The organism is Mesorhizobium sp. LNJC405B00 (assembly GCF_000502615.1).
In the GTDB taxonomy this organism is placed as follows: Bacteria; Pseudomonadota; Alphaproteobacteria; order Rhizobiales; family Rhizobiaceae; genus Mesorhizobium.
In genome coordinates, this window is sequence record NZ_AYWC01000004.1 from 399,773 (window position 1) to 425,544 (window position 25,772).

Annotated in this window: 27 protein-coding genes; 17 read left to right on the forward strand and 10 right to left on the reverse strand. The window is 62.0% G+C overall.

What is annotated here, in order from left to right:
- Window position 1: 1 nt before the first annotated feature.
- The 8 genes from X756_RS154435 to X756_RS154400 form a co-directional block, all read right to left on the reverse strand.
- Window positions 2-808, reverse strand: coding sequence for an ABC transporter permease (locus X756_RS154435; protein WP_023729521.1), 807 nt, complete (start codon window positions 806-808; stop codon window positions 2-4).
- The gene (locus X756_RS154430) at window positions 805-1,530 is read right to left on the reverse strand and encodes an ABC transporter ATP-binding protein (RefSeq protein ID WP_023729522.1); all 726 of its coding nucleotides are present in this window, start codon (window positions 1,528-1,530) and stop codon (window positions 805-807) included. Before X756_RS154430 ends, X756_RS154435 begins: the two co-directional genes overlap by 4 nt.
- Window positions 1,527-2,489, reverse strand: coding sequence for a PQQ-dependent catabolism-associated beta-propeller protein (locus tag X756_RS154425; protein WP_023729523.1), 963 nt, complete (start codon window positions 2,487-2,489; stop codon window positions 1,527-1,529). Before X756_RS154425 ends, X756_RS154430 begins: the two co-directional genes overlap by 4 nt.
- Complete coding sequence (locus tag X756_RS154420) at window positions 2,477-3,652, reverse strand: ABC transporter substrate-binding protein (protein ID WP_023729524.1); 1,176 nt, start codon at window positions 3,650-3,652, stop codon at window positions 2,477-2,479. The genes X756_RS154425 and X756_RS154420 overlap by 13 nt, the downstream gene beginning before the upstream one ends.
- The gene (locus X756_RS154415; protein WP_031238105.1) at window positions 3,649-4,320 is read right to left on the reverse strand and encodes an ATP-binding cassette domain-containing protein; all 672 of its coding nucleotides are present in this window, start codon (window positions 4,318-4,320) and stop codon (window positions 3,649-3,651) included. Before X756_RS154415 ends, X756_RS154420 begins: the two co-directional genes overlap by 4 nt.
- Window positions 4,320-5,204: an ABC transporter permease gene (locus tag X756_RS154410; RefSeq protein ID WP_245264490.1), complete on the reverse strand. Its 885-nt coding sequence runs from the start codon at window positions 5,202-5,204 to the stop codon at window positions 4,320-4,322. Before X756_RS154410 ends, X756_RS154415 begins: the two co-directional genes overlap by 1 nt.
- A complete protein-coding gene (locus tag X756_RS154405; protein WP_245264491.1) occupies window positions 5,098-5,919 on the reverse strand; it encodes an ABC transporter substrate-binding protein in 822 nt (273 codons plus the stop codon). The genes X756_RS154410 and X756_RS154405 overlap by 107 nt, the downstream gene beginning before the upstream one ends.
- Window positions 5,920-6,289: 370 nt before the next feature.
- Complete coding sequence (locus tag X756_RS154400) at window positions 6,290-6,631, reverse strand: DUF768 domain-containing protein (protein ID WP_084569886.1); 342 nt, start codon at window positions 6,629-6,631, stop codon at window positions 6,290-6,292.
- A gap of 188 nt (window positions 6,632-6,819) precedes the next feature.
- On the opposite strand from X756_RS154400, the gene X756_RS154395 reads away from it, so the two are divergent.
- The 4 genes from X756_RS154395 to X756_RS154380 all read left to right on the forward strand — a co-directional run bounded on the left by X756_RS154395 (window position 6,820) and on the right by X756_RS154380 (window position 10,147).
- On the forward strand, window positions 6,820-7,776 hold the full coding sequence (locus X756_RS154395) for an NAD(P)/FAD-dependent oxidoreductase (protein WP_031202187.1): 957 nt from the start codon (window positions 6,820-6,822) through the stop codon (window positions 7,774-7,776).
- Window positions 7,777-7,941: 165 nt separating this feature from the next.
- Entirely contained in the window at window positions 7,942-9,228 is a 1,287-nt protein-coding gene (locus X756_RS154390) for an SDR family oxidoreductase (RefSeq protein ID WP_023729529.1), read from the forward strand.
- On the forward strand, window positions 9,228-9,710 hold the full coding sequence (locus X756_RS154385; RefSeq protein ID WP_023691442.1) for a DUF2269 domain-containing protein: 483 nt from the start codon (window positions 9,228-9,230) through the stop codon (window positions 9,708-9,710). Before X756_RS154390 ends, X756_RS154385 begins: the two co-directional genes overlap by 1 nt.
- A gap of 110 nt (window positions 9,711-9,820) precedes the next feature.
- A complete protein-coding gene (locus X756_RS154380; protein WP_023681103.1) occupies window positions 9,821-10,147 on the forward strand; it encodes a low affinity iron permease family protein in 327 nt (108 codons plus the stop codon).
- Window positions 10,148-10,536: 389 nt separating this feature from the next.
- Here the strand turns inward: X756_RS154380 and X756_RS154375 are convergent, their stop codons facing one another.
- Window positions 10,537-10,812, reverse strand: coding sequence for a hypothetical protein (locus tag X756_RS154375; RefSeq protein WP_023667991.1), 276 nt, complete (start codon window positions 10,810-10,812; stop codon window positions 10,537-10,539).
- 217 nt (window positions 10,813-11,029) lie between these two features.
- On the opposite strand from X756_RS154375, the gene X756_RS154370 reads away from it, so the two are divergent.
- The 9 genes from X756_RS154370 to X756_RS154330 all read left to right on the forward strand — a co-directional run bounded on the left by X756_RS154370 (window position 11,030) and on the right by X756_RS154330 (window position 20,248).
- Window positions 11,030-12,136: an SDR family NAD(P)-dependent oxidoreductase gene (locus X756_RS154370; RefSeq protein WP_023729530.1), complete on the forward strand. Its 1,107-nt coding sequence runs from the start codon at window positions 11,030-11,032 to the stop codon at window positions 12,134-12,136.
- Window positions 12,133-13,206, forward strand: a complete 1,074-nt coding sequence (locus tag X756_RS154365; RefSeq protein ID WP_023691444.1) for a GDP-mannose 4,6-dehydratase — start codon at window positions 12,133-12,135, stop codon at window positions 13,204-13,206. Before X756_RS154370 ends, X756_RS154365 begins: the two co-directional genes overlap by 4 nt.
- A complete protein-coding gene (locus X756_RS154360; RefSeq protein ID WP_023729531.1) occupies window positions 13,203-14,495 on the forward strand; it encodes a TIGR04295 family B12-binding domain-containing radical SAM protein in 1,293 nt (430 codons plus the stop codon). The genes X756_RS154365 and X756_RS154360 overlap by 4 nt, the downstream gene beginning before the upstream one ends.
- Window positions 14,480-15,580: a glycosyltransferase family 4 protein gene (locus tag X756_RS154355; RefSeq protein ID WP_023729532.1), complete on the forward strand. Its 1,101-nt coding sequence runs from the start codon at window positions 14,480-14,482 to the stop codon at window positions 15,578-15,580. Before X756_RS154360 ends, X756_RS154355 begins: the two co-directional genes overlap by 16 nt.
- Window positions 15,581-15,582: 2 nt before the next feature.
- Window positions 15,583-16,713, forward strand: a complete 1,131-nt coding sequence (locus X756_RS154350) for a glycosyltransferase (protein WP_023729533.1) — start codon at window positions 15,583-15,585, stop codon at window positions 16,711-16,713.
- The gene (locus X756_RS154345) at window positions 16,710-17,804 is read left to right on the forward strand and encodes a glycosyltransferase (protein WP_023667985.1); all 1,095 of its coding nucleotides are present in this window, start codon (window positions 16,710-16,712) and stop codon (window positions 17,802-17,804) included. Before X756_RS154350 ends, X756_RS154345 begins: the two co-directional genes overlap by 4 nt.
- Window positions 17,801-18,904 (forward strand): glycosyltransferase, encoded by a 1,104-nt coding sequence (locus X756_RS154340; RefSeq protein WP_023725529.1) that lies wholly within the window; start codon window positions 17,801-17,803, stop codon window positions 18,902-18,904. Before X756_RS154345 ends, X756_RS154340 begins: the two co-directional genes overlap by 4 nt.
- Before the next feature lie 23 nt (window positions 18,905-18,927).
- Window positions 18,928-19,968, forward strand: coding sequence for a UDP-glucuronic acid decarboxylase family protein (locus X756_RS154335; RefSeq protein ID WP_023681096.1), 1,041 nt, complete (start codon window positions 18,928-18,930; stop codon window positions 19,966-19,968).
- A 94-nt stretch (window positions 19,969-20,062) separates the two neighbouring features.
- The gene (locus tag X756_RS154330) at window positions 20,063-20,248 is read left to right on the forward strand and encodes a hypothetical protein (RefSeq protein WP_023667982.1); all 186 of its coding nucleotides are present in this window, start codon (window positions 20,063-20,065) and stop codon (window positions 20,246-20,248) included.
- An 8-nt stretch (window positions 20,249-20,256) separates the two neighbouring features.
- On the opposite strand, the gene X756_RS154325 is transcribed toward X756_RS154330, so the two are convergent.
- A complete protein-coding gene (locus tag X756_RS154325; protein ID WP_245264477.1) occupies window positions 20,257-22,071 on the reverse strand; it encodes a hypothetical protein in 1,815 nt (604 codons plus the stop codon).
- A gap of 85 nt (window positions 22,072-22,156) precedes the next feature.
- Between X756_RS154325 and X756_RS154320 the strand changes: the two genes are divergently transcribed.
- Genes X756_RS154320 through X756_RS154305 form a run of 4 tightly spaced genes read left to right on the forward strand, consistent with a single transcriptional unit; the run spans window position 22,157 to window position 25,771 of the window.
- Window positions 22,157-23,260: a myo-inositol-1-phosphate synthase gene (locus tag X756_RS154320; RefSeq protein ID WP_023681094.1), complete on the forward strand. Its 1,104-nt coding sequence runs from the start codon at window positions 22,157-22,159 to the stop codon at window positions 23,258-23,260.
- The gene (locus tag X756_RS154315) at window positions 23,257-23,853 is read left to right on the forward strand and encodes a histidine phosphatase family protein (RefSeq protein ID WP_023667978.1); all 597 of its coding nucleotides are present in this window, start codon (window positions 23,257-23,259) and stop codon (window positions 23,851-23,853) included. Before X756_RS154320 ends, X756_RS154315 begins: the two co-directional genes overlap by 4 nt.
- Window positions 23,854-23,867: 14 nt before the next feature.
- Complete coding sequence (locus tag X756_RS154310; protein ID WP_023714676.1) at window positions 23,868-24,968, forward strand: glycosyltransferase; 1,101 nt, start codon at window positions 23,868-23,870, stop codon at window positions 24,966-24,968.
- Window positions 24,968-25,771 (forward strand): sugar phosphate nucleotidyltransferase, encoded by an 804-nt coding sequence (locus X756_RS154305; protein ID WP_023725532.1) that lies wholly within the window; start codon window positions 24,968-24,970, stop codon window positions 25,769-25,771. The genes X756_RS154310 and X756_RS154305 overlap by 1 nt, the downstream gene beginning before the upstream one ends.
- Window position 25,772: the final 1 nt, after the last annotated feature.

A 25,772-nucleotide genomic window follows, 5' to 3' on the forward strand; every position in this document is an offset into this window, starting at 1 on the left:
TTCATCCCTCGCCGCCGCGCCGGGACCACAAGCCCCGGCCGGGGTCATAGCCGATGACCGCCGCGAGGAAGAAGGCGACGAGGCAGCCAAGGACCACAACCGCCGCGACAGGATCGAACCGCAGATAGAGCGCGAAGCGTATCAGCTCGACCGCCGAGCTGAACGGGTTCCAGGCGGCGATTGTTGCCAGCACCGGTCCCGCCTCGGCAAGCCGCCACAGCGGATAGAGCGCCGTCGAGGCAAAGAACACCGGAAAGATGACGAAATTCATGACACCGGCAAAGTTCTCCATCTGTGTCGAAACCGAGGAGACAAGCAGGCCGAACGCGCCAAGCATCAGGCCCGCCAGCACGAGCGCCGGAAATACCGCGACGTAGCCGAGAACGGGCGGCCGCACATCCCAGAAACGCGCGATCAACAGAAACAAATAGACCAGCGGCACGCCGACGATCACGCTGGCCAGCAGGCGCGCCGCAAGCAGGTACCAGCGCGGCAATGGTGCGGTCAGCAACAAGCGCATGCTGCCCATCTCGCGATCGTAGACCATGGCCAGCGAACTCGCCATGGCATGGAAGAGCAGCATCATGGCCGCTAGCCCGGGCACCACATACACGTCATAGAGAACATAGGTCTGGTAGGGTGGCGTGATCGACAGACCGAGAACGGAGCGGAAGCCAGCGGCAAAGATTGCCAGCCAGACCAGCGGCCGTACCATCGCCGAGAGCAGCCGGCCGCGTTGCCGCAACGTGCGCAGCATCTCCCTGCGCAGGATGCCGTTGAGCGCGCGCACCGCGTGAGACGTTTTCATTCGGACTCCGTCAGCGACGCGAAGGCCTCGCCCGTGCTCGCTACACCGAGATCGGTAGCCAGGCGATCGGCGCGGCCGGACCACCGCATTGTGCCTCGATGCAGCACCACCACATCGTCATCCGCCGTTAGTTCTTCCAGAAAATGTGTTGCCCACAGGACGGCAATGCCGCGCTCGCGGCAAAGCTCCCGCACGTGCCGCTCGAGCGCGCGGCGGCCCGGCACGTCGAGCCCGGTGGTCGGCTCATCCAGCAGCAAAAGGCGTGGGCTATGCATCAGAGCGCGTGCTATCTCGACACGGCGACGCTGCCCCCCGGAAAGCGCTCGGGCAGGATCGTCGATCCTGTCCAGCACATCCAGCCGGCCGAGTTCGTGGATGGAGCGCTCCTTGCTCAAGGCCTGGCTAAGGCCATGCAAGGCCGCGTGGTAACGCAGGTTCTCGCCGGCCGTCAGATCGAGATCGAGGGTCGGCAACTGGAAGACGACCCCCATCTGCGCCAACGCGGCGGACGGGTTGACATCCATCGCCTGGTCGAAGACATGCACCGAGCCGGAGCGGGCGTGATAAAGACCGGTGATCAGCGAGAACAACGTCGTCTTGCCGGCGCCATTGCGGCCTAGCAAGATGCACATCCTGCCTTGGGCCACAGAGAAAGAAACGCCGTCGAGAACCCGCCGGTTTCCGAAACTATGGCCCAGATTCTCGACCGACAAGGCGTTCATGGCCCGATCACGACGCCCCACGGCCCCCGCCCTACCGGCAGCGATTTCACCACCTCCTGGTTTTCCAGATCGATAAACGAAATATCGCCGGAATTCCCGTTTGCGCTGACCAGGCGCTTCTCGTCGCCGGAGAGCGCAACGTGCCAGGGTCGTTGACCAACAAGGTAGAGCCGACGGACCGCCAGCGTTTTCACATCGACTTCCGCAATCCTGTTGGCGGGGCCGAGCGCCACATAGACGGTCGTGCCATCGCGAGACGTCGCCATGCCGACCGCCTGCACACCCTCGCGTCGTATACCCGGCACCTCGAACTCGACTTTGCCGGTCTGTGCGCGCGTTGCCGTGTCGAAGACGGTGACAGTGCCCCGGATCTCCGAGGACACCCAGAATTGCTTACCGTCCGGCGAGAATAAAGCCGCGCGCGGCCGGGTATCGACCAGCAGATTGTCGACGAGTTCAAGCGTGCCTGCGTCGATCAGATGCACCATGCTGGTGGTCTCCGAAGTGCAGGCGACATAGCGGCCGTCGGCGCTGGCCGCCATTCCTTCCGGTTCGACGCCGACATCCACGGTGCCGATGACCTTGGCCGCGGCGATGTCCACCACCGACACCAGATTGTCATTCTCGTTGGCGACGAACAGCCGCTTGCCATCGGGATGGACTGCGAAGAATTCCGGATCGGCTCCCGAAGGCAATTCCCCGACGACCCGCCGCTTCGCGACGTCGACCACGTCGATGCGGTTGTCGTCGCCTTCCGCGACGAACAGCATCTTGTTGTCGATCGACAGTGCCAGCCCGCGCGGACGGCGGCCGACATCGATCGTCGCCAGCAAAGTCATTGTCACGCCGTCGACGACCGCGACGGTATTATCCTGCTCATTGGAAACGTAGATGGTCTCGGCGGCGGCGGGAGCAGCAAGAGCGAACGCCGCCAACAACAGCGTCATCAGAACTTGCATGTGCTCTCCTCCAGGTCGATGCCCAGCGTGTCGAGCGGCGTGCGCTGATGCAGGAAACCCGGTTGCGGTGAGCTGGAAATCAAGAGGCGAGGCCCGGCGATCAAAATGGGCTGGCGCATCTGTCCGTCCCAGGGACGGAAACTAAGCCCCTGCCCCTTGAAGCCAGCGAGAAGAAACGCGTCGCCGCGTATATATCTGCCGATTGCCGCGGGATCGAGACTGTGCAGGCGCGTCGCCGCTTCGCCGATACTGCGCACAGCGAGCCAGGCCGCGTAGTCGCTGGGCAACATCCAGCGCCCTGCCTGCCTGTGGAAACGGTCCTGCAGTTGCGTGGCGCCCCATTCCTCGCTGACAGCGCTCCAGCCTATGGCGACAAGCCCTTGCGTGCCGGCGACGATTCTCGGCAGCGCAGTGCGGCCCTCCAGATAGGCGCCGAATTCATCTGCCTCGTCGGCGACCACGAGCACATCATAGTCGCTGACCTGCGTGACCGCCGGTATTTCGGTCTGCAGCGTGACATGCCCTGTATCGGCACGTCCGTTGGCGGGCCTGAATGTCCACGGCTGGTCGATCGTGATCTCGGCTCCGAAGCGAGCCGCCGCCCGTCGAAAGGCCGCAGCCATCGCCTGATCCTGCGAATGCGGCCCCACAAGCAGGAACCAACGCTGCCAGCGCTTCCAGGCGAGATATTGCGCCAGCCCGTCGGCGAGCATGGCGCGGCTCGGGATCGTGTGCAGGACGTTCCGACGGCAGTCCTGTTGGCGAAGCACGTCGTCCGGCGCCCGGCTGTTGAGCAACGTCATCTGCTCGGCACCGGGCGCGGCACTGGCCTGTAGAAGCTGACTGGCGTCGAGATCGGCGACGACAAAGGCGATGCCGGCATCGGCGAATTGTCTTACCGCGTCGTCCGGCGTTTCGGTTGGTTTCAATATTCTTTCCTCCAGCCGAAATTTCTGCCCAAGAAACCGGCCGGTGCTTTCGTCGTCGGCAATGCCGAGCCGTGCGCCTTGCAGGCCGTCATCGGTGACGGTTTCATCAAGGGGTCCAAGGGGCAGAGCCGGTTTGCGCTCCTGGCCGATATACCCGATCACCATCGTCTGTTGCTCGGTGGCGCCAGGGCCGGTGATCAGCAAAAGAAAGAGAAGGCCCAGCAACAGTCTCATTGTGTCGCCCCCAGCCCAAACCGCGACGATCCCGCTTCATCGCCACCAGAGATTGCGACATCGCGCACGATGCGCGCAGGCGATCCCTCCAGAACAATAACCCGATCACCCAGCGACGAGGCATATGCGAGATCATGCGTAACCAGCAGCGTGGTAGTCCGCCGACTGGCGAAACAATCCTGCAGCAGGCGGCGCATGTCTTGCGCGGTCGCCTCGTCGAGTGAAGCGAATGGCTCGTCGAGGAGCAGGAGCGCAGGCTCCACGGCGAGCGCCCGGGCAAGCGCTACGCGCCGCGCCATGCCGCCCGAGAGTCGCTGCGGATAGCTCTTCTCATTGCCTTTCAGGCCGACAGCGGCAAGCCACCGGGCCGCATCGGGCGCGCGATCCGGGATGGCCATCTCTACATTGCGCAAGGCGGTGAGCCAGGGCAGCAGCCTCGGTGTCTGGAACAGCATGCCTATCGGAAGCGGTCGTCCGCTCACGCTGCCGCGAAATTCGCGGTCGACGCCCGAAACGATCGACAGCAGCGTCGACTTGCCGACACCGGAAGGGCCGGTCAGGACGCAGACCTGTCCGTCGGCTATATCAAGCGACAGCGCGCGAAAGATCGTCCGGCGCTGGCCGTCGTCACCGGGGAAAGTCTTGTCCTCGATCCTGATCCTCAGCATCAGCGTCGCCAGGCGAACAGACGGCGTTCCAACGGCACAAGCAGTCCATACTCGATGGCAAGCATCACAACGCCGAAGCTGATCGCATAGGCAAGGATGTGGGTGACGTCGAAGTTCTGAAAATAGACCTGTAGCTGGAACCCGACGCCGTTGGAGCGGCCGAGCAGTTCGGCGAGCAACACGATCTTCCACGTTAGTGCCAGCCCGCTGCGCAGGGTGACGAGAAAGAACGGCGCCAATTGCGGCAGCAAGACATGCTGCAGCTTTGCAGCACGCCCGAAGCGATAGAGCTCAGCCATTTCGGCAAAGTCCTTGTCCAGCCGGCTGGCGCCTTCACGAATAGTCACCACGACATTGGGGATCTTGTTGAGCGCGACCGCAAGGACAAGCGCGGTCTCGGCAAGACCAAGCCAGATATAAATTAGAATGACCGTGATCAGCGCCGGCATGTTGAGGAGTAACACGATCCAAGGCCTCATCCATATGTCGGCTCTGTGCGAGCGGCCTGCCGCGTAGCCAAGGGCCGCGCCAATGACGATTGCCGACCCGAGGCTTGCCACGACGCGCGCAAGCGAGATGCCCAAATGGTATGGCAGCTCGCCCCGAACCACTTCGTGCAGGAGAACCGAAACAACCTGGACCGGACCAGGAAACAGGCGATCGGCGGCGATCGATGATGCAATCTGCCAGACGAGCACCATGGTCAGCAATGCCGCAGTGGATTGCGAACGCTGCATTGTGATGGGGAACGCGGGGACATCGGTCATTGGCGCGAGCTCAAGCCGGTATGGCCCGGAAGACACCAGGATCGAGGCTCGTCGCCTTGCCGACCAGATCCTCGCCGCCCAATTCGGCCAGGATTGCAAACAACCGGGCCGCGCCATCACGTTCCTCTTTGCCGAACCGACGAGGGATTCCGGCTCGATAGGCGGCGCGTAACGCCGCCTGTAGGTGAGGATCGTCCGTGCCCAATTGGGGCGCGAGCACCCGCCATTCGTCGTCCGAAGACTCGAGCAGCGACTTCGCTGCCGCGGTCGCGCTCGTGAATCGCGCGAGGGCTATCGGGTTGGCCCGCGCCCAGCTTTCATGGAAGACGTAGCCGAGCATCGGCAAGTCCACGGATACGCCAAGCCCCTGCAGGATTTGCGCGACACTGAGCAGAGGCCTTGCCCCCTCTGACTCGAGACGGGCGGCGAAATTCCAGAACGTCAGCAGTGCATCCAGTCGCCCCGCCAGAAATTCCTGCTCCAACAAAGGCGGCGCGCCGAACACTGGCTCCACCTCTTCAGCAAGATCGCGCTTCACCTGACGGAGGCCGAGCGCGCGCAATAGGATCCAGCTTTTGTCCAGCGGACCACCTGCGATCCCCAGCCTTCTGCCCTTGAGGTCCGCAAGAGTTCGAATGGGCGAGCCTTGCGGCAGTTCCAGCGCGCCGACGGCACGAGAATAGGGATAGAAGACCAGATCAGCGCCTTCGCTGCGCTGGCGCATGACCCACACCCAGTCCGAAACGATGACGTCGACGCTGCCCGCCAGCAATGCGGTCTTACCGGCTTCGGTACCGGCAAGCCGCTGAGCCTCGATTGATACGCCGTGCACAGTGTCCAACGCATGTCGCCGCATGACGTCAACTTCCCAGGCGGCGGTGCCAAATCCCAGCACGCCAAATCGCACGAGCGGCGATGGCTGTGGCGCGGCTTCTGCGGAAGCACCCAATAGCCAGCAACAAATACCCGCAAGAGCGGCCCGCCGCGAGATGTGACCCTGATCATGCCGGGTCAGCCATTCGCCTGGAAGGGTAGCAGTCAGCACGGGCGCACCGGGTGTGAAGGAACTTTCCTAACGCCGTGGCGGCAGGAATGTTCCTCAATGGTGCATGGAACTAACGGGAAAGCACCTAAGGTCCGTTTTTCAGCTCGTATAGCAGCCCGGGGGGCTTGTTCAGGCGAACAGAAGAAGGTGTCAGGGGCTACGGTCCGCTCTTGGCATCATCGACCTCCAACGCGTCCATTACAGGTGCCGGATCGCTCTTTTCGGAGCTCGGGCTCTGCACCCCGGACCCGGCGTTCTCGATCGCTTGCACGATAGCATCTTCGATGTTTCCGAGTTCGTCCTCCCTTACTTCACGCCCATAACCAGCCACCTCGGCATCCTGCTCGAATTGCTGAGCGAGCACCGCGACGCTGACTTCCTCTCGACCACGAAGTGTGCCGACATTCTCCTGTAGCCAGTTTTGAAAAAACTCTCTGGTCGCGCTCATCTCAGACCACCCTTTCGCCAAACTAAGCGCGACGGTGAGCCGAAGTTCCATGATGCGTTCACTTTCCCAGTGGTGCTGTACTCACAGCGTTGGGAGCCACGAGGTTTTTGCAGGCTTGATGAGGCAGTGGCCTTTCTCTTCACGACTCGATTGGAGTTCACTCTTATTGTGCAGTGTGCATCCTGATTGCGTCCATTTCGACCCTGTGGAACAAGCTCCTTGAGTTGAAGTTAGGCCCGATGCCAAGCTTTTCGGGCGAACCAAGCTTTTCGGGCGCACAAGTTTTTGACGTTGCCATCGTCGGCGGCGGCCCCGCGGGGCTCGCTGCAGCCATGTATTTAGCCAGGTTTCTGCGTTCGGTGATCTCGCTCGACGCGGGGCATGCGCGTGCCAAGCTCATCCCAAAATCCCGTAACTGTCCCGGCTTCCCCGACGGCATCAGCGGGGAAGAACTGCTCGGCCGCCTACGAGCCCAGGCACAGCTATACGGCGCGAGCCTTGTCCATGGTTGCGTAGGCCACGCCGAAAAACGCGAGGGGTTTTTTGTTCTGACGACCACCTGCGGGATTGTCCAAGCAAGGCGCGTGATTCTGGCAACGGGCATTGTGGACAAGGCACCTCCCATTGAAAGACTGGAGGAGGCGATCGCAACCGGCATTGTCAGACTGTGCCCGGTTTGCGATGCATATGAGGCCCGGGGTAGCCGCATCGGCGTTGTTGGTCCGGAGCATCTCGCCGTCAGGGAGGCTCTGTTCCTGAAGGGATATGGCAGTCAGGTCGCCTTGCTCGCCAATAACCAGGATGATGTTTCCGAAGCTGCCCGCGGCGCCGCCTTGGCAGGCGGAGTTGAAATCTGGGACGCTGTCGATGACCTGATCCCTCGACGAACCGGGTTCGATGTCGTCATGGCCGAGGGCGCCCCGATGCGTAACATCGATGTGGTATACCCTTCGATGGGCAGCGACGTACGCTCCGAACTAGCGGTTGCTCTGGGGGCTAACTGTGACGCAGAAGGCTATGTCCTGGTCAACCGACACCTTGAGACTTCAACGCCAGGACTCTATGCCATTGGCGACGTGGCCGAGGGGCTCAATCAAATTGCTGTTGCGTTCGGAGACGCCGCCAAGGCTGCAACTCACATTCATAACGACCTCCGCGATTGCGCCGAGCCGGCGACGAACTTCCGGCGAAGTTGACCTGCAGATGCGAACGCACCGTACCGGCTCACCTTTGGCTGCGTTGATGCCCGGAACCTGTTCCACCTGGCGTGAGACTACCGGCTTCGGCTTTGCTAGAGTTGTCCCAGGCGCAGCCGCTGGGTTGATGGACGGGCACGCGCTGGCGAACGGCTGGAGGAAGGAATGAAAATTCTCGTCACCGGCGCGTCAGGTCTGATTGGAGCCGCGCTTTGCGCGCGCCTGGCCGGCGAGAGTTATGAAGTGGTTCGCGTGCTTCACCACGCAGACACTGGCGTCCACCCGGAGATCCAAACCGTTTCCCTGGATATGGCGCGGGCCTTGCGACCTCAGGACTGGATCCCCTATCTCGCCGGTGTGGACGCCGTCGTAAACTGTGCCGGCGTCCTCCAGGATAGTGCCCGGGAAAACACCCGGCATGTCCATTCTACCGGCGCCTCGGCTCTCTTCACCGCGTGTGAGCACGCAGGTGTGAATAAGGTGATCCACTTTTCTGCCATCGGGGTCGATCGCCAGCAGCCGTCCGCCTTTTCCGCCAGCAAGCTCGCCGGCGATGAGGCACTGATGGCACGTAGCCTTGACTGGGTCATCCTGCGCCCCTCCGTAGTACTGGGAAGGCCGGCCTTCGGCGCAAGTGCACTTTTTCGCGGCCTCGCGGCGTTGCCGCTCTTGCCGTTGATGCCCGACACGGGCCGTCTCCAAGTCGTCCAACTCGATGACGTGATCTCCACCGTCCTGTTCTTCCTCAAACCCGGCAGCCCATCGCACCTCACGCTGGACCTGGCTGGGCCCGAGGCACTTTCGATGAGCGAGGTCGTGGGTCGCTATCGCCGCTGGTTCGGATGGAGCAGTGCTCGGGAGTTCATCTTGCCGAATTGGGCCGCAGCTATCTTGTACAGGTTCGGGGATGCCGCGGCTCAGCTGGGCTGGCGCCCGCCGATGCGCAGCAATGCAGCAAAAGAGATTGCCCGTGGCGCTGTCGGCGATCCCCAACCCTGGATGACGGCGACCGGCATTCAACCATCAAGTCTTACATCTGCACTGCGTTTAAATCCTGCGACGGTGCAGGAGCGATGGTTCGCCGGTCTTTACTTCGTCAAGCCGGCGCTCTTTGTCATCTTGCCGCTCTTCTGGATCATGACGGGCATCATTTCCCTCACTGCCGGCTGGCGCAGCGGAGTTGATTTGCTGATTGGCACTGCCGCCGGCCCCTTGGCCGAACCGGCGGTAGTCGCCGGCGCGCTGGCTGACATCGCCGTCGGGGCGCTTATCGCCTGGCGCCCAACCAGCCGGCTTGGTCTTTTCGGCGCAATCGCGGTATCGCTTTTCTATGCGATCGCTGGGAGCATTCTGCGGCCGGATCTTTGGCTTGAGCCACTCGGTCCGTTGATCAAAATCCTCCCGATCCTCGTTCTGCATTTTGCAGCGCTGGCCATTCTGGAGGAACGCTGATGACGTACTTCGTGCTTAAATACCTGCACGTGATCGGCGCTGCTGTGCTGCTCGGAACTGGTGCCGGCATTGCTTTTTTCATGCTTTTGGCACACCGGACCGGGAATGCCGCGACGATCGCAGCTGTCGCCCGAATTGTCGTGCTGGCTGATTTCCTGTTCACGGCTACGGCCGTTGTCGCACAACCTCTGACCGGACTGGGCCTCGCTAGGGTTGCGGGGTATTCGCTGTCCGAAGGATGGATCGTTCTCTCGATCCTGCTCTACATCTTAACGGGCCTGTTCTGGCTGCCTGTCGTGTGGATGCAGATCGAGATGCGAAATCTAGCCACACAGGCCGCACTCTCCAACCAACCTCCTCCCGAGCGCTACCATCAGCTGTTCAGACGCTGGTTTGTCTTCGGCTTCCCAGCTTTCGGCGCCGTGCTCGCCATTTTCTGGCTGATGATTGCGCGCCCGGCAATCGAGTGGTCATCGTTGTAGCTGCGATCGGCAAGCACTGCGTCGTGAATTCATCCGTCGCGCCTAGCTGGCTCCTGCCGGCGCGATGCACTGCGGTCGGGAACCACGGTCACTGCCGCGAGTTCTTTCGCATGGCCAATCATCCCGTCACCGGCGTGCTTACCTCAATCGGCACATTAACCTCCCGCCCCGCGGCATTCCTGATCCTGTTGGTCTACGCAATCCTTTGGATGATCTTCGAGCGACAGACCCTGGACTGGCATGGAGCGGCTACCTTGTTTACGTGGGCCATGACGCTGTTCATCCAGCGTGCCGAGCACCGCGACACTCAGGCCATTCACGCCAAACTGGATGAGATCCTGCGATCAGACCACAATGCCTCGAACATCACGCGGATCGACGATGAAGAGCCCGAGGAAATCGAAAAACACCGCCACCGCAGGCAGCAGGACGACTGATGAGCGGCGTTTTGGTTTCACGGCAGGGCGAGTAGAGGGTTTCCAGCTTTTGGCGCCTATCCGGCCGTTGCCGCCAAAACCACCACCCTGCTAATCCTCGCTCCAACTCGGCGTTACGGCGCCCGGCGTTGATCTCTCTTCCCGCCCGGTTTCGCGTCATTCAAGGTTCTCCGTGATAAGGCCGAACTCAACGGCCTCGGGCAGCAGTTCGTCGTCGCCCTTCGCGTCACTTCTCCTCATGCGCTCAGGGGTCCGATTCTGCTCAGGCCTTCGATCCTTGCTGCGACTGTGGTTCAGCGACCGAAGGATCGGAGCCCTCTATTGTTCCACCGCATCCAGAAAAATTTGCCCGAGAACCAGGTCAGGCAAATCGGCCGGCTCGAAGTCCGTCATTCGCCCTTCTGGTTGCGCTCGACGAACTTGTTGAAACGGCTGGTTTGTCCGTCACCAGTCTTGGACTGGTAAAGAAAGGCCAGATCGTTCTCGTCGAATATGCGGAAGAACTCATCCCATTCGACCGGCTCGAATGCTTCCTCGGGTTTGCCGAAGTCGATCCGCAGGATGCCGCCCGCGCCTTTGGTGCGAACCACTGCCGGCCGTCCATCCCGCTCCTCCGCCCATTTGCGGATTTCGTCGTGATTGGTGGTCGTTTGCGACTGGGACATTGAACTCTCCTTTGATCATCGGCGTTGCCAACATCGGGCATCGTCGGGGCTGCCGGCGTCCTAACAGCACAAGGGCGGCAATGTTCCGGCACGGCGCGGCGAGCGCGATGTGGCTGCTTCCGAACGAAGCCGGCCAAAGGAACTTTGTTGAAGCCAAGGGAACAAACCTTTTGCCGAAAAGTTCGGGTCGCCAAGATTACCTGTCTGAGGAGTGGTCGTGAAACGGATATTGGTTACAGGGGGCTGCGGCTTCATTGGCCGGCATGTCGCCCAGGAACTCATCGAGCAGGATTATTCGGTTCGCATTTTGGATGTGCTGCTGGAGCAGGTGCACGCAGGCGAAACAGTCGCCCTTCCCGCCGGGGCCGAGCTGATCAAGGGCGACATTCGGGACCGGGAGGCGGTCGCCAATGCGCTGGAAGGCGTTGACGCGGTCATTCATCTGGCCGCGGAAGTCGGCGTCGGACAGTCGATGTACGAGATCGCGCGCTATGTCGGCACCAACGATCTCGGCACCGCGACGCTGCTTGAGGCGCTGATCAAACACCCGGTCGAGCGCATTGTCGTCGCCTCATCGATGAGTGTCTATGGCGAGGGCCTCTATGCTACATCGGACGGCCGGCGCATCGACAACGCCCGGCGCAAAGCGAGCGACATCAAAAACGGGCAGTGGAATCCGCTGTCGCCGGAAGGCGAACCCCTCTCCCCCCTGCCGACGGACGAGGAAAAGCCGGTCGATCTCGCCTCTATCTATGCACTGACGAAATACGCCCAGGAACGCGCCGTGCTGATCTTCGGCGAAGCCTATGGCGTCGATGCGGTGGCGCTGCGCCTGTTCAACGTCTTCGGCGCCGGCCAGGCGTTATCGAACCCCTATACCGGCGTGTTGGCCAATTTTGCTTCGCGTCTCGCCAACGGCCAACGTCCAATGATCTTCGAGGATGGCGAACAGAAACGCGATTTCGTCCATGTGGATGACGTCGCCCGCGCCTTTCGTCTTGCGCTGCAGCAACGCCAGGCAAGGGGTCACGTCATCAACATCGGCAGCGGCCGAGCCTATGCTATCAGCGACGTCGCGCGGGTACTTGCCGAGGCCATGGGAACGCCGGACCGCTCGCCAGAGTTGCTCGGCAAGGCGCGCTCCGGGGATATCCGCAACTGCTTCGCCGATATTTCCAAGGCCCGTGAGCTGCTCGGTTTCGAGCCGAGGCAACAACTGGAGAATTCGCTCGCCGATTTCGTTTCCTGGGTGCGCAACTCGTCCGCCATCGACCGCGGCGCCGACATGAAACGCGAGCTTGAAGAACGTGGGCTGGTGTCATGAATACGCGCAATCGACGCGACGCGCCCGTCGCCATTGTCGGCGGCAGCGGCTTCATAGGATCGAACCTGGCCGACAGCCTGTTGTCGGATGGCGAGCCGGTGCTGGTGATCGACAATCTCAGCCGCCCCGGCGTCGAACAGAACCTTGAATGGCTGGCGCAGAAACACGGAAGCCGCCTCATGGTCGAAACGATTGACGTGCGCGACGCCAACGCGCTTGCGCCCGTTCTGAAGAGTTCCAAGGCGATCTTCCACCTGGCCGCGCAAACCGCCGTCACAACGAGCCTGGTCCAACCGGACGAGGATTTCGACATCAACCTTCGAGGAACGTTCAATGTCCTCGAGGCGGCGCGGCTGAGCAGTGAGTTTGTTCCGGTGGTCTTCGCCAGCACCAACAAGGTCTATGGCAGCCTGCCCGACGTCGCGGTGCGCGAGGACGGCGATCGTTACCTGCCTTGCGATGGCATCATCCAAGCGAATGGCATCGACGAGACCCACGGCCTGGATTTCTGCACGCCCTATGGCTGCTCCAAAGGCGCGGCGGACCAATATGTGCTCGACTATGCCAAATCCTACGGCATGCCGACGGCGGTGCTGCGGATGAGCTGCATTTACGGGCCGCGCCAGTTCGGAACCGAGGATCAAGGCTGGGTCGCGCACTTCCTGCTGAGTGCGCTGACGGGACGTCCAATCACCATTTACGGCGACGGCAGACAAGTGCGCGACATACTGCATGTCTCCGATGCGGTCGCCGCCTACAGGGCTACGCTCGATCGTATCGAGACGACCAAAGGACAGGCATTCAATCTTGGCGGCGGCCCCGATAATGCGATCAGCCTGCGCATGCTGTTGAGCGAGATCCGTAGCTTGACCGGCCGTGAGCTTTCGATCCGCCATGATGGCGAACGCACCGGCGATCAGCCCTTCTTCGTCGCCGACACCCGCAAGATCAAAGCGATGCTTGGCTGGAAAGCTCGTGTTTCATGGCGCGAAGGCATTCGCGATCTCGCAGACTGGCTGCAACAACACCGGCTCCAGCCTCGCCCCGAAGTCGTGAGGTACGTCGCATGAAAATCGCCCTGGTAAACCCGTTCTGGACCTATGACGACAGCATCTATTTCGGCTGCCGCCAACCACATCTCCCGCTGGAACTCGGCTATTCGAAATCCCTCCTCGAAACAGCCGGCCATGAGGTGTTGATGCTGGATGGGCAATTGCAGAAGCTCGACAACTCGGACCTCTCCGAGCGTGTGGCTGATTTCGCGCCTGCAATGACGGTCGTCAGTACCGCCCCGACTTATCTGTTCTGGCGCTGCGCACCACCCGAGTTGCGCGTGCCGGCCGATTTCCTCAACCGTCTCGCCGGGCGCGGTGGACGCACAGTCGCGGTCGGGCCGCATGGCTCGGCTACGCCCGCGCCAACCTTGCGCAAGCTTGGCGTCGACATTGTTGTGCGCGGCGAATGCGAGGAAATCGTCGCGGAACTTGCCCGGCGCGACGACTGGAGCGCGGTCCCCTCGACCGCTTACCTGCGCGACGCCAAGGTGGTTTTGAACGGCGGCGTCCACGCCAGCTCGTTTGTCGATCATCCGCCACTCCAATGGCCATCAGACTGGATCGCAGCCCATTCGCATCACCATCACAGGTTCGATGACAAGCAGGTTGGGTTCGGCGCGGAGGTCGAAGCATCGCGCGGCTGCCCCTACAATTGCAGCTTCTGCGCCAAGATCGATTTCCGCGATGCCTATCGCCGCCGCAACCACGAGGCGGTCATAGCGGAAATCGATGGGCTGATTGCCCAGGGCGTCGGCTACATTTATTTCATCGATGAAATCTTCCTGCCACAGAAAGCGCTGCTGGAAGCGTTGATCGATCGCGACGTGAAGTTCGGTGTGCAGACCCGCATCGACCTTTGGAAACCCGATCTGCTGGAACTGCTCGGTGCGGCTGGCTGCGTCTCCATCGAGGCCGGCCTCGAAAGCCTGACCGTGGAAGGTCGTGCGATGCTGGCGAAACGCTGCCGGCTGGGTACCGAGGAACTTGCCGCGCTGCTCGTCAATGCCAGGCGTCACGTTCCGTTCGTACAGGCCAATCTGATCGGCGTCGTCGAGGATGACCCTGCCCTTGTGGACTACTGGCGAACGCACCTCATCGACAACGGCGTGTGGGCCAATGAACCCGTACCGCTTTATCCATATCCGAGTTCGCCAAGCTATCGCGAGCTTTGGGGCGAACCCGACGACCTCGCCTGGGAGCGCGCCCATGATCACTATCTCGCATCATTCCAGAAGTTCAGCGACATCCAGGAAAGGCGCCCGCGTCCGCTGGCGGAACTGGAGGCGACATGTTGCGGACACTGACGCCGCGCTCGCGGCGCATCCTGATGACGGTCGACGTCGTGGGCGGCGTGTGGCGCTATGCGCTCGACCTGGCCAGGGAACTTGTCAACGGCGGCGATACCGTGGTGCTTGCCGGCCTCGGTCCGCCACCGTCCAGGCAGCAGGCCGACGAGGCGGAGGCTTTCGCGAAGCTGATCTGGCTGAACACGCCGCCGGATTGGATGACCCGCAACGGCGGTGATCTCGACGCGCTGCCGCGGGAGTTGCATGCGCCCATGCGCGACCACGCCATCGACCTTGTCCATTTCAACGCGCCTTCGCAGGCAGCGGGATTCGACGCGCCATGCCCGGTCGTGGTGGTCTCCCATTCCTGCGTGACGACTTGGTTCCATGCGGTCAGAGGACAGGCGGCGGATGGGGCATGGGCCTGGCAGAAGGAGCGCAACAGACGCGGCATGGATCGGGCCGACGCGGTCATCGCGCCGAGCCGCAGCCACGCCGACATGCTAGAGACCTGCTACGGCCCGATCGCGCGCTTGAGTGTGGTCAGAAATGGTGCCCGTCCTCTGCTGAATGCCGAAAAGCACCAACCGCTCGTGTTCGCTGCTGCCCGCTGGTGGGACGAGGGCAAAAATGCCGCGGTGGTCGACCAGGCGGCGTCCCTGACGCGATGGCCTCTGTTTGCCGCCGGGTCGACGAACGGCCCAAACGGCGAGCATGTCAGCTTCAGCCATGCTGTTCCTCTGGGAGCAGTGCCGTCCGACGAGGTGCGTTCGTTGATGGCTCGCGCCGGCGTTTTCGTATCGCCATCGCTCTACGAGCCATTCGGCCTGGCCGCGCTGGAAGCCGGCATGTCGGCTACGCCCCTGGTGCTTTCCGATATCGCCACCTATCGCGAACTATGGGACGGGGCCGCGATGTTCTTTGACGCGCGCGATCCGCACGATCTCGCTGCCTGCCTCAATCGTCTCTCCAGCGATGCCGAGCTCCGGCGAGAGCTTGGCCAGGCAGCCATCCGACGCAGCCGCAGGTTTAGGCTGACAAAACAGACAGCGGCCATGCGCGGCGTCTACGACAAAGCGGCCTTAGCGATGGCGGAGCGCTGATCATGCGCTTTGTGTTCTACACCCATTCGGTCGTTTCCGACTGGAATCATGGCAATGCCCATTTCCTGCGCGGCGTCATGCGAGAGCTGGTCCAGCGCCGGCATCAGGCGATTGCGCTGGAGCCGGCGGATGGCTGGAGCCGGTTGAATCTGCTGGCTGAGAAGGGGTCGTTCGCCATCGAACGCTTCCGCAAGGATTTCCCCGAACTGATGCCGGTGACCTACGATGCCGGATTTGATCATGAAGCCTGGATCGCTGAGGCCGACGTTGTGATCGTTCATGAGTGGACGGATCCGGAGCTTGTCGCACGTATTGGCCGTGCCCGGGCCGCCGGCGGCAACTTCATCCTTCTTTTTCATGACACCCACCACCGGGCCGTGTCGGCGACCGAGGCGCTCTCGGCGCTCCGGCTGGAGCACTATGACGGCGTTCTCGCCTTTGGCGAGACCTTGCGTGAGAGCTATTTGCGCGCCGGCTGGGGCAAGCGCGTCTTCACTTGGCATGAAGCCGCGGACGATCGCCTGTTCAAGCCGCACCCGGAGATCCGCCCCACCTCCGATCTGGTCTGGATCGGCAACTGGGGCGATGATGAGCGGACCGCCGAACTCAATGAGTTTCTGATCGAGCCGGTGCACGATCTCGGCCTTGATGCCGCTGTTCACGGCGTACGCTACCCCAAGACCGCACTTGCGGATCTGGCCACCGCAGGACTGCGCTATGAGGGGTGGATCGCCAATGCCGACGTGCCGAAGGCCTTCGCCGCGCATCGTGTCACCGTTCACATCCCACGGCGCCCCTATCGCGAGAGGTTGCCCGGAATCCCGACGATCCGCATGTTCGAGGCACTCGCCTGCGGCATTCCGCTGATTTCAGCGCCATGGTCCGATGTCGAGCAGCTTTTCAGGCCCGGTGTCGACTTCCTGTTTGCCGAGAATGGCTCGCAAATGCGGCAACAGCTTCGGACGGTGTTGTCCGACGAGGACTTTGCGGCCTCCCTGGTGACCTCGGGTCTCGAGACCATCCGCTCGCGGCACACCTGCCGCCACCGCGTCGACGAGTTGCTCGGCGTGCTCACGCAATGCGCGAACCGACACACCGCCGTCCCGACAGCCGCAAAGGAAGCCGTCGCATGAAGATCGCATTCTATGGATCGAGCCTTTTGTCGTCCTACTGGAACGGTGCCGCGACGTACTATCGCGGTTTGCTCAAGGCACTTTCGCAATTGGGTTACGAGATCACGTTCTACGAACCCGATGTCTACGACCGGCAGAAGAACCGCGACATCGAAGCTCCCGACTGGTGCACTGTCGTCGTTTATGAGGCGACCCAGCATGCGCTGATGCAGGTCGCGGCACGTGCCGCCGGCGCCGACATCGTCGTCAAGGCGAGTGGCGTCGGTTTCGAAGACGAGGCGCTGCTTCGCGCCGTTCTCGACCACGCCCGCAGCGACGCGCTTGTCGTATTCTGGGACGTGGATGCGCCAGCCACGCTTGCCCAGTTGCGCGACGAGCCGGACCACCCGCTCCATCGTGCACTGCAGGAGATCGACCTCGTGCTGACCTATGGTGGCGGCGATCCCGTTGTCTGGGCCTATCGTGCCATGGGCGCCAAGGAGTGCGTGCCCATCTACAATGCGCTCGATCCCGAAACGCACCATCCGGTCGCCAGCAAAGCGCGTTTTGCCTGCGACCTGGCGTTCCTCGGAAACCGGCTGCCGGACCGTGAAGCGCGTGTCGAATCGTTTTTCCTCGATCCCGCCAGCCAGCTGCCGAAACAGCGTTTCCTGCTCGGAGGCTCGGGTTGGGGCGACAAGCCGCTCCCCACCAATGTAGGCTGGCTCGGCCATGTCGGCACCCGCGATCACAACGCCTTCAATGTCACCCCAAAAGCCGTGTTGAACATCAGCCGCGACAGCATGGCCGCCAACGGTTTTTCACCGGCCACGCGAGTGTTCGAGGCGGCCGGCGCGGGCGCCTGTCTCATCACGGATGCATGGCTGGGCGTGGAACTGTTCCTGAAACCAGGCGAGGAGATCCTGGTCGCGCGTGACGGCGGCGATGTCGCCGAAATAATGCGCTCGCTGACCCCCGGGCGGGCCAAGGCAATCGGCCAAGCCGCACTTCACCGCGTGCTGGCGGACCATACCTACGCGCTTCGGGCGGATGTGGCGGATGCCGTCTTCAAACGTCATTTCGAGCACGGGGCCGTGGAGGCAGCGGAATGACCAAGAAACTGGACATCGTCTTTCTCGGCCTGTCGCTGTCCTCATCCTGGGGAAACGGCCACGCCACGACTTTCCGGGGTCTTTTGAAAGGCTTGCACGGACTCGGTCACCGGGTGACTTTTCTGGAGCGCAACGTGCCGTGGTACGCCAATCACCGCGATCTGCGCGATCCGGAGTTCTGCGCCTTGCGCTACTACGAAACCACTGCGGAGCTGCAACGCGACTACGCACAGTGCCTGGAGCAGGCCGACATCATCGTCATCGGATCCTTTGTTCCAGAAGGACGCCAGGTCATCGACATCGTCGCCTCGCTTTGCAAGGGGCAGCTCTGCTTTTACGACATCGACACCCCGGTGACCCTGGCCAAGCTTTCAGCCGACGATTGCGATTATCTGAGTTCGCGGCAAATTCCGTATTTCGATGTCTATTTCTCCTTCACTGGCGGACCAACGCTCAACCATCTGGCGCAAGACTTCGGCGCGCGCCATGCCGAACCTCTCTATTGTTCGGTCGATCCAGAACGGCATCACCCGACAGGAGATCCGATCCGCTGGGATCTCGGCTATCTCGGCACCTACAGCATGGACCGGCAGACAACGCTGAACGCTCTGCTGCTCGAGCCCGCACGGCATATGCCGAACCTCCGTTTCGTCGTGGCCGGCTCCCAATATCCATCCGACATCATCTGGCCGGACAATGTCGAACGCATCGAACATTTGCCGCCAGCCGATCACGCCGCGTTCTATAGCCGTCAGCGCTACACGCTGAATGTCACACGCAGTTCCATGATCACCGCAGGATGGTCGCCCAGCGTGCGCCTGTTCGAAGCGGCGGCTTGCGGCACGCCCATCGTCAGCGACCACTGGCCAGGGCTCGACAGCTTCTTTCCCGCATCGGCGATCCACACCGCCGCGGAGACGGACGAAGTCATCGATATCCTCGTTGGCGAGTCCGAGCGCGCACGCCTGGCCATGGCCGGCCGGGCTCGCAAACTCGTCCTCGCTTCCCACACCGGTGGGGCCAGGGCTCGCGAATTCGTGGCGGCGCTGACCCAACCAAGGGCGACGGCCCTCGATCTCGACATTGGAAGTGCAGCATGAACGGCAGACAGGAGAAAACAGCGATGCGACAGACAAGAAAGGCGCACAGGGCAAAGACGGTGCTTGTTGCCGGCGGCGCGGGTTTCCTCGGTTCGCATCTTTGCGAAGTATTGCTCCGCAACGGCTGGCGCGTGATCTGCGTCGACAATTTTCTGACCGGGCGCATGGAAAACATCATCTCGATCATGGACCGGCCGGGTTTCCGGTTGATCGAGCAGGACATCTGCCGGCCACTGGATCTCGGCGAGCCCGTGGATCACATCTTCAACCTGGCCTGCGCCGCCTCACCGCCGCGTTATCAGGCCGACCCGATACACACCACGCGTACCTGCGTGATCGGAACCCTCAACCTGCTCGAACTCGCTGTCCGCAATGACGCGCGACTGCTGCAGGCCTCGACGAGCGAAGTATATGGCGATCCGGAACAACACCCGCAAAGGGAGGATTACGTCGGTCATGTGAACTGCACCGGCCCACGCGCCTGCTACGACGAGGGCAAGCGCACCGCCGAAACGCTTTGCTTCGACTATCTAAGGGCCGGCAAGGCCGACGTCCGCGTCGCGCGCATCTTCAACACCTACGGTCCGAGAATGGATCCGGCCGACGGTCGCATCGTCTCGAATTTAATCATGCAGGCGCTCGAGAAGCGTCCGCTGACGATATTCGGCGACGGCCAGCAAACGCGATCCTTCTGCTATGTCTCCGACTTGATTGATGGATTGATGCGCCTGATGAACATCGACCCCAATCCGGGCAAGCCGGTCAATCTGGGCAATCCCGGAGAATTCACCATCGTGCGACTGGCGGCATTGGTGAAGGCGATGACCGGCACCAAGTCGGATCTGAAATTTCTGCCCCTGCCGCAAGATGATCCTCGGCGCAGGCAGCCTGATATTTCGCGTGCGAAAACGCTGCTCGGCTGGTCGCCGAGAGTGCCGCTCAACGAAGGGCTCAAGCTGACGATCGATTATTTCGCGGCGCTCGAAGGCACCGGCATCGGCGATCAGATGACAGGCCTTGCCAAAAGGAGACCCGCAGGCGGGCTGCAGAACCTTCCTGCATGACGTGGGCCGCGGCCGGACCTGCCCGGAGATCGTGCGGAACATCCATCCAACCTTGTAGTTTGGCGGGAGGGACCCGACACGGAGGATCATCCTCATGCAACCCAAGCGACCCGCGAAGGATGTCGACAAGATTGCCGAACGCGAGGCGGCTGCCTATCTGCGGCGCTCCTCCATCACCTATCTCGAGTGCTGCGTCAGCCTGATGATGACGCATCTGCAGCGCGAGGAAGTGGCCGCTATTCTCGAGCAGGAAGCAGACATGCTACGAAGGCTGGATTGATCGAAACGCTACACCTGAGATTCGTCCAGGAATCGTATCAGCCCCGCCCTGTATCGGTCTGCGGTCGCGGCCAGCCTTGCTTTTTCCTGGCCATTTTCGGATTGCGCAGCCGTGCTCCAGAGCCCGATTTGGAACGCCAAATAGCAGGGTTCGAAAAAATCGATGTGGCCATTGTCAATATCGAGCCCCATCCCCTCGACCAATGTCGTCACATCTCTGTCGGACAGTCCATATTCGACACGGGCGCCGGCAATGTCCCACTCTATCGGCTGGCAGCCAATCAAATCGTGTGCCCGGCAATGGTCGACGGCATCTGTCTTGACCACCGAGCCGTCGGCACAAACGAGAAACTCCCACGCGTGAAGCTTTCCGTCGATTTCAACCGGCTGCAGAATATGCGCAGGGGTTTTTTTCGAGAGCCAGCCGCGCAACGTCGCCGCTCGGTTCTCGCCCAGGGCTTCAGATGTGTTGGAAACAGCCATTTCCGCGAGTGCGAGCAATGATGCACCCGGTTCGCAGGTTCGGAGATTGAGCGCCCGCCAGGTTAGATAGCGCGCCAACTCCGCGACCAGCCTTCCTCTTGGCAGCGGCGCCTGGTCCATCGTGGTGCCGTCAATCCACCGTTCGACCAGAAAGCCGTGGCAAAGCCCGACCACTTGCGATCCGAACCCGGCTTTCCCCAACATTTCCGCGGCTCGTCTCTTACGCCGTCCGGTTTCGCCGAGGCCGGCGAATTTGACGAGCCAGCGACCACACCCCGCAGACGCCAGGAATTTACGCCGCTCGATGCCGCGCGGGCTCGGCGGCCAATGCTTTTCGTCGACGTAGTGGACGCTCCTCCATTCGCCACCAGACAGTTCGGTCAGGCGTAATTCGGGGCTGCCGACCGCCTCGGCCACCCATTCGCTAAGCCTGGGAATGTTCGAGCTTTCGGGGAAGGTGCATTCGAGCGCCGTCGCCACATGTTTCGGACAGCGCGACCATGTCTCCCTGGACTCCCGTGACGCTTCGATGCCCGGGTTGCCAGGATGGCTGGGAAACAGGTGAATGCGGTCCATACCAATACCCAGTTCCCGCAGCCACACGACGACGGCGTGCATCGAACTGCCGGACAGACCGGGACCTTCGTCTACAACGGCGAAGCGTGCCGATGGATTGTTCTTCCAGGAAGCGATCGAGCGCGGATCGGCATTGATCTGCCTGCGGAAAGGATGGCCGACCGGACGAACGCTGAACGGCGCCGGCGCGCCAATCGCGGCAGCCACTATGGCGGCAAGCCCCAGGCCGATGCTGCGGATGCCGATCACGCATGTGTTCGCATCGAGACCTGACTCCTGCGCCGCTCCCAAATAGCTTTCGGGATAAAGCGCGTAATGCGCGTAACCCTCGGCAGAACCGGTCAGAACCTCAGCCTCGCAATCCAACCCGTCCAGCAGTTGGAGAAGTCCCGGCTCGATGCCACCGCCCACGGCGAAACCGCTTCGCCACGACTTCGCCACCTCTGCCGCAAGACCAACCAGCAATCTGGCGCCTTGCTGTTGCCGCGGCGAAAAGATGTCGATGCCCCTGTTCTCGAAATCGACATCGGCAAGCGCGCGAACCAGTTCCGATACGCTGATGAATAGGCCGACCAACGCGGCATGGCGTCGGACGCCATGAGCCATGCGGTCCAGACTTTGAGCAATTTCGCTCGCAGCATCGCGAAGCCGTTCTGCGCTCTGCCTCCGCTTCTGGTCGCCGTAAACGATCATCGATCGGTTTTCCAATGCTTTGCCTTGCGGCAACGCAGCGAGCGCTGCTTCGATCCATGCTGTCTTGCGCAATTTTTCGGCAGGCCAAGGAACATTCCGGCACGCTGGTGGTTCGGCGGCAGGAACTTACCTTTGAACAGCATAGGGCGGCAGTTTCGTGGGATCGAAAAAGGTTCGTGTCGGTATCGTCGGGGTGGGCAATTGCGCATCCTCCCTGGTGCAGGGCCTCTCCTATTATCGTCACGCAAAAAGCAACGAACCAATCCCAGGGCTGATGCATGCCGACCTCGGCGGTTACCATGTCGACGACATCGAGATTGTCTGCGCATTCGACGTCGCCAGGAGCAAGGTTGGCCTCGACGTCGCTGAAGCAATCTACGCCGCCCCGAACAACACGTTCCGCTTTGCCGATGCGGCGGCAAACGGCGTTCGCGTCGAGCGCGGACCGACACTTGACGGCATCGGAAAATACTTGCGCGACGAAATCGAGGAGGCGCCGGAGCCGGTTGCCGACGTCAGCGAAATCCTGCGCAACAGCGGCGCCGACGTGCTGGTCTCTTACCTGCCGGTGGGCTCCGAGGAGGCGACGCGCTTCTACGCCGAATGCGCGCTTGAGGCCGGCTGCGCCTTCGTCAACTGCATACCCGTTTTCATCGCCTCACGTCCGGAATGGCGCCGGCGCTTCGAGCAGCGAGGGCTGCCGCTGGTCGGCGATGATATCAAGAGCCAGGTCGGGGCGACCATCGTTCACCGCCTGCTGGCCAATCTCTTCCGCGAGCGCGGCGTGCGCATCGATCGCACTTATCAGCTGAATTTCGGCGGCAACACCGACTTCCTCAACATGCTGGAACGCGAGCGGCTGGAATCAAAGAAAATTTCCAAGACCCAGTCCGTGGCCAGCCAGTTCGATGTTCCCCTGGAGCCGGGCAATATTCATGTCGGACCCAGCGACCACGTACCGTGGCTGACTGATCGCAAATGGGCCTATATCCGAGTGGAAGGGACGACCTTCGGCGGCGTGCCGCTCAACGCCGAGCTCAAGCTGGAAGTCTGGGATTCTCCAAATTCAGCCGGCGTGGTGATCGATGCGATACGCTGCGCCAAGCTTGCGCTCGATCGCGGCATAGCGGGAGCACTGACCGGTCCCTGCAGCTATTTCATGAAGTCGCCTCCCGAACAGTTCACCGACGCCGAAGCGCGGCAGCGCACGCTCGCTTTCATCGCCGGCAAGGACGAGCCTTTGCTGGATGCCGCGGAATGACGACAACGTTCTTTTTGATCCGTCATGCAGCGCACGACAATGTCGGCTCCTATCTTGCAGGACGGATGGATGGCGTTTGCCTTGGCGAGGCTGGGAAGGCGCAGGCCGCGCATCTTGGTGGCCGCATGGCCCGGGAGCCGATTGAAGCCATCTTGTGCAGCCCGCGTGAGCGTACGCAAGAGACGGCCGTGCCGATCGCGCTTGCCTGCGGCGTCGGTGAAATCGCGATCTGCGCCGAACTCGACGAGATCGATTTCGGCGATTGGTCGGGAAAGACCTTCGACGAGTTGAATGGCGATGCCGGTTGGCGGGCGTGGAACGACCAGCGGCAGGAGGCCAGGACACCGAGCGGCGAGACCATGCTGGATGTCCAGGAGCGGATCGTCGCACTGATGAACGCAGTGCGCGAGCGGCATCCGAATCAGTGTGTCGCCCTGGTCAGCCACGCCGACGTGATCAAAGCCGCCGTCTGCAAGGTGCTTGGCTTGCCGGTCGGCGACTGCTTCCGCTTCGACATCGATCCAGCCTCGATTACGACGATCGTGTCGGGTGACTGGGGCTCCAAGCTCCTGCGAATGAACGAAGCTGCCTGACGAGGACTTTCCGGATGCAGATGGTCATTTTCGGTCTCACCGTTACATCATCATGGGGCAACGGCCATGCCACGCTCTGGCGGGGACTGATCCGCGCCCTGGGTCGGCTGGGATGGTCCATCACCTTCTTCGAACGCGATACCCCCTACTATGCCGGGACGCGTGATCTCGATCGGCTCGATGGCGGCAACGTCGTCATTTATCCGGACTGGGAGGACATCCGTCGCGTTGCGGAGCGGGCAATGAAGCAAGCGGATGTCGTCGTCGTCACCTCCTACTGTGCCGACGCCGTGGAGGCCTCGCGGCTGGCGCAGCAGACAGGTCGCGGATTGCGTGTCTTCTACGATCTCGACACTCCGGTCACGCTTGCCCGCATCGAGCAAGGCGAGCGTCCGCCCTATTTCGGACCTGAGGGTCTCGCCGATTTCGACCTCGTTTTGAGTTACACCGGCGGCTCTGCGATCGAGGCGCTTAAGTCGGTTTTGGGCGCGCGTCACGTGGTGCCGCTCTATGGGCATGTCGATCCCGACCAACACCGGCCGGCAGAGAAGCGGGCGGAATTCGCCGGTGATCTGTCCTATCTCGGAACCTACGCGGCGGATCGCCAGGCCGGCGTCGAAAAGCTGCTGGTCCGCCCGGCCGCGCGCCTGCCTGACCACCGCTTCATCATTGGCGGCGCGCAATATCCGCAGGAATTCCCATGGAGCGACAATATCTTCTTTGTCAGGCATCTTCCGCCCGCCGATCATCCGGCTTTCTTCTCATCATCTCGCCTTACATTGAACGTCACCCGGGAGGCGATGGCGCAAAAGGGCTGGTGCCCGTCGGGACGGCTCTTCGAAGCGGCCGCGTGTGGGGCTGCCATCGTCACCGATGCATGGCCGGGCCTGGCCGAATTTTTCGAACCCGGCCGCGAAATCTTGTTGGCGCATGACACCGATGATGTGGTCGCCGCATTGCGATTGCCGGAGCGCGAGCTCGACGGCATTCGAAGGCGTGCCCGCGACCGGGTCTTGGGCGAACACACTTCCGCACGGCGCGCGGCGGAACTGGATCGCATCCTGAACGATGCCTTTCAAAGATCTCCCGGCGAACCGATGAGGGAAGCGGTCTGATGTTGGGCATCGTACCCGCTGCCGGGCGCGGCAGCCGCATTCAGCCGCTCGGCTTCTCGAAAGAGCTGCTGCCGGTCGGTAGCCGGATCGATGGACAGACCGAGCGTCCCTGCGCCGTGAGCGAGTATCTGGTACGGCGCATGGTGCAGGCCGGCGTCGACAAGATTTGCTTCATCATCGGATCGGGCAAATCCGACATCCTTGAATACTACGCCGCCGGCTACGGTGACGCGGCGGCTCTCTTCGTGGTGCAGCCGAACCCCGTCGGTCTGTGCGATGCGATCTTCCGGGCGGCGCCCCTCGTCGCGCCCGACGAGGTCGTCCTGGTCGGCCTTCCCGATACGATCTGGTTTCCCGAGGACGGTTTCCGCCATTTGCCCGACGATCAGCTCTCATTTCTGCTTTTCCCGGTGGATCAGCCGGAATTCTTCGACGCCGTCGTCACCGACGTCCACGAGCGCGTGATCGAAATCCAGGTCAAACGACAGGATGCCGCCACGAACTGGGTTTGGGGTGCGTTCAAGATGCCGGGCCATATCCTGCATCAGCTTGCGGCACTCTGGCGTGAGCGCGAGCGCAGTGACGAATATATCGGCACTTTGGTCAACGCCTATATTGCGGCCGGCGGTACAGCTTTTGGTGTCAGGGCTGGGTCGGACTATGTCGATGTCGGCACTTTCAACGGCTATCGAACAGCTCTGCGGTTGCTTGAAAACGACGCCCCATCCGCGCACCGCCGGCCCACCATGATCATGCCCGGCGCGCAGTCGCATGTACCCGTCGTTCCTGGCGAAGGAGCCTGAG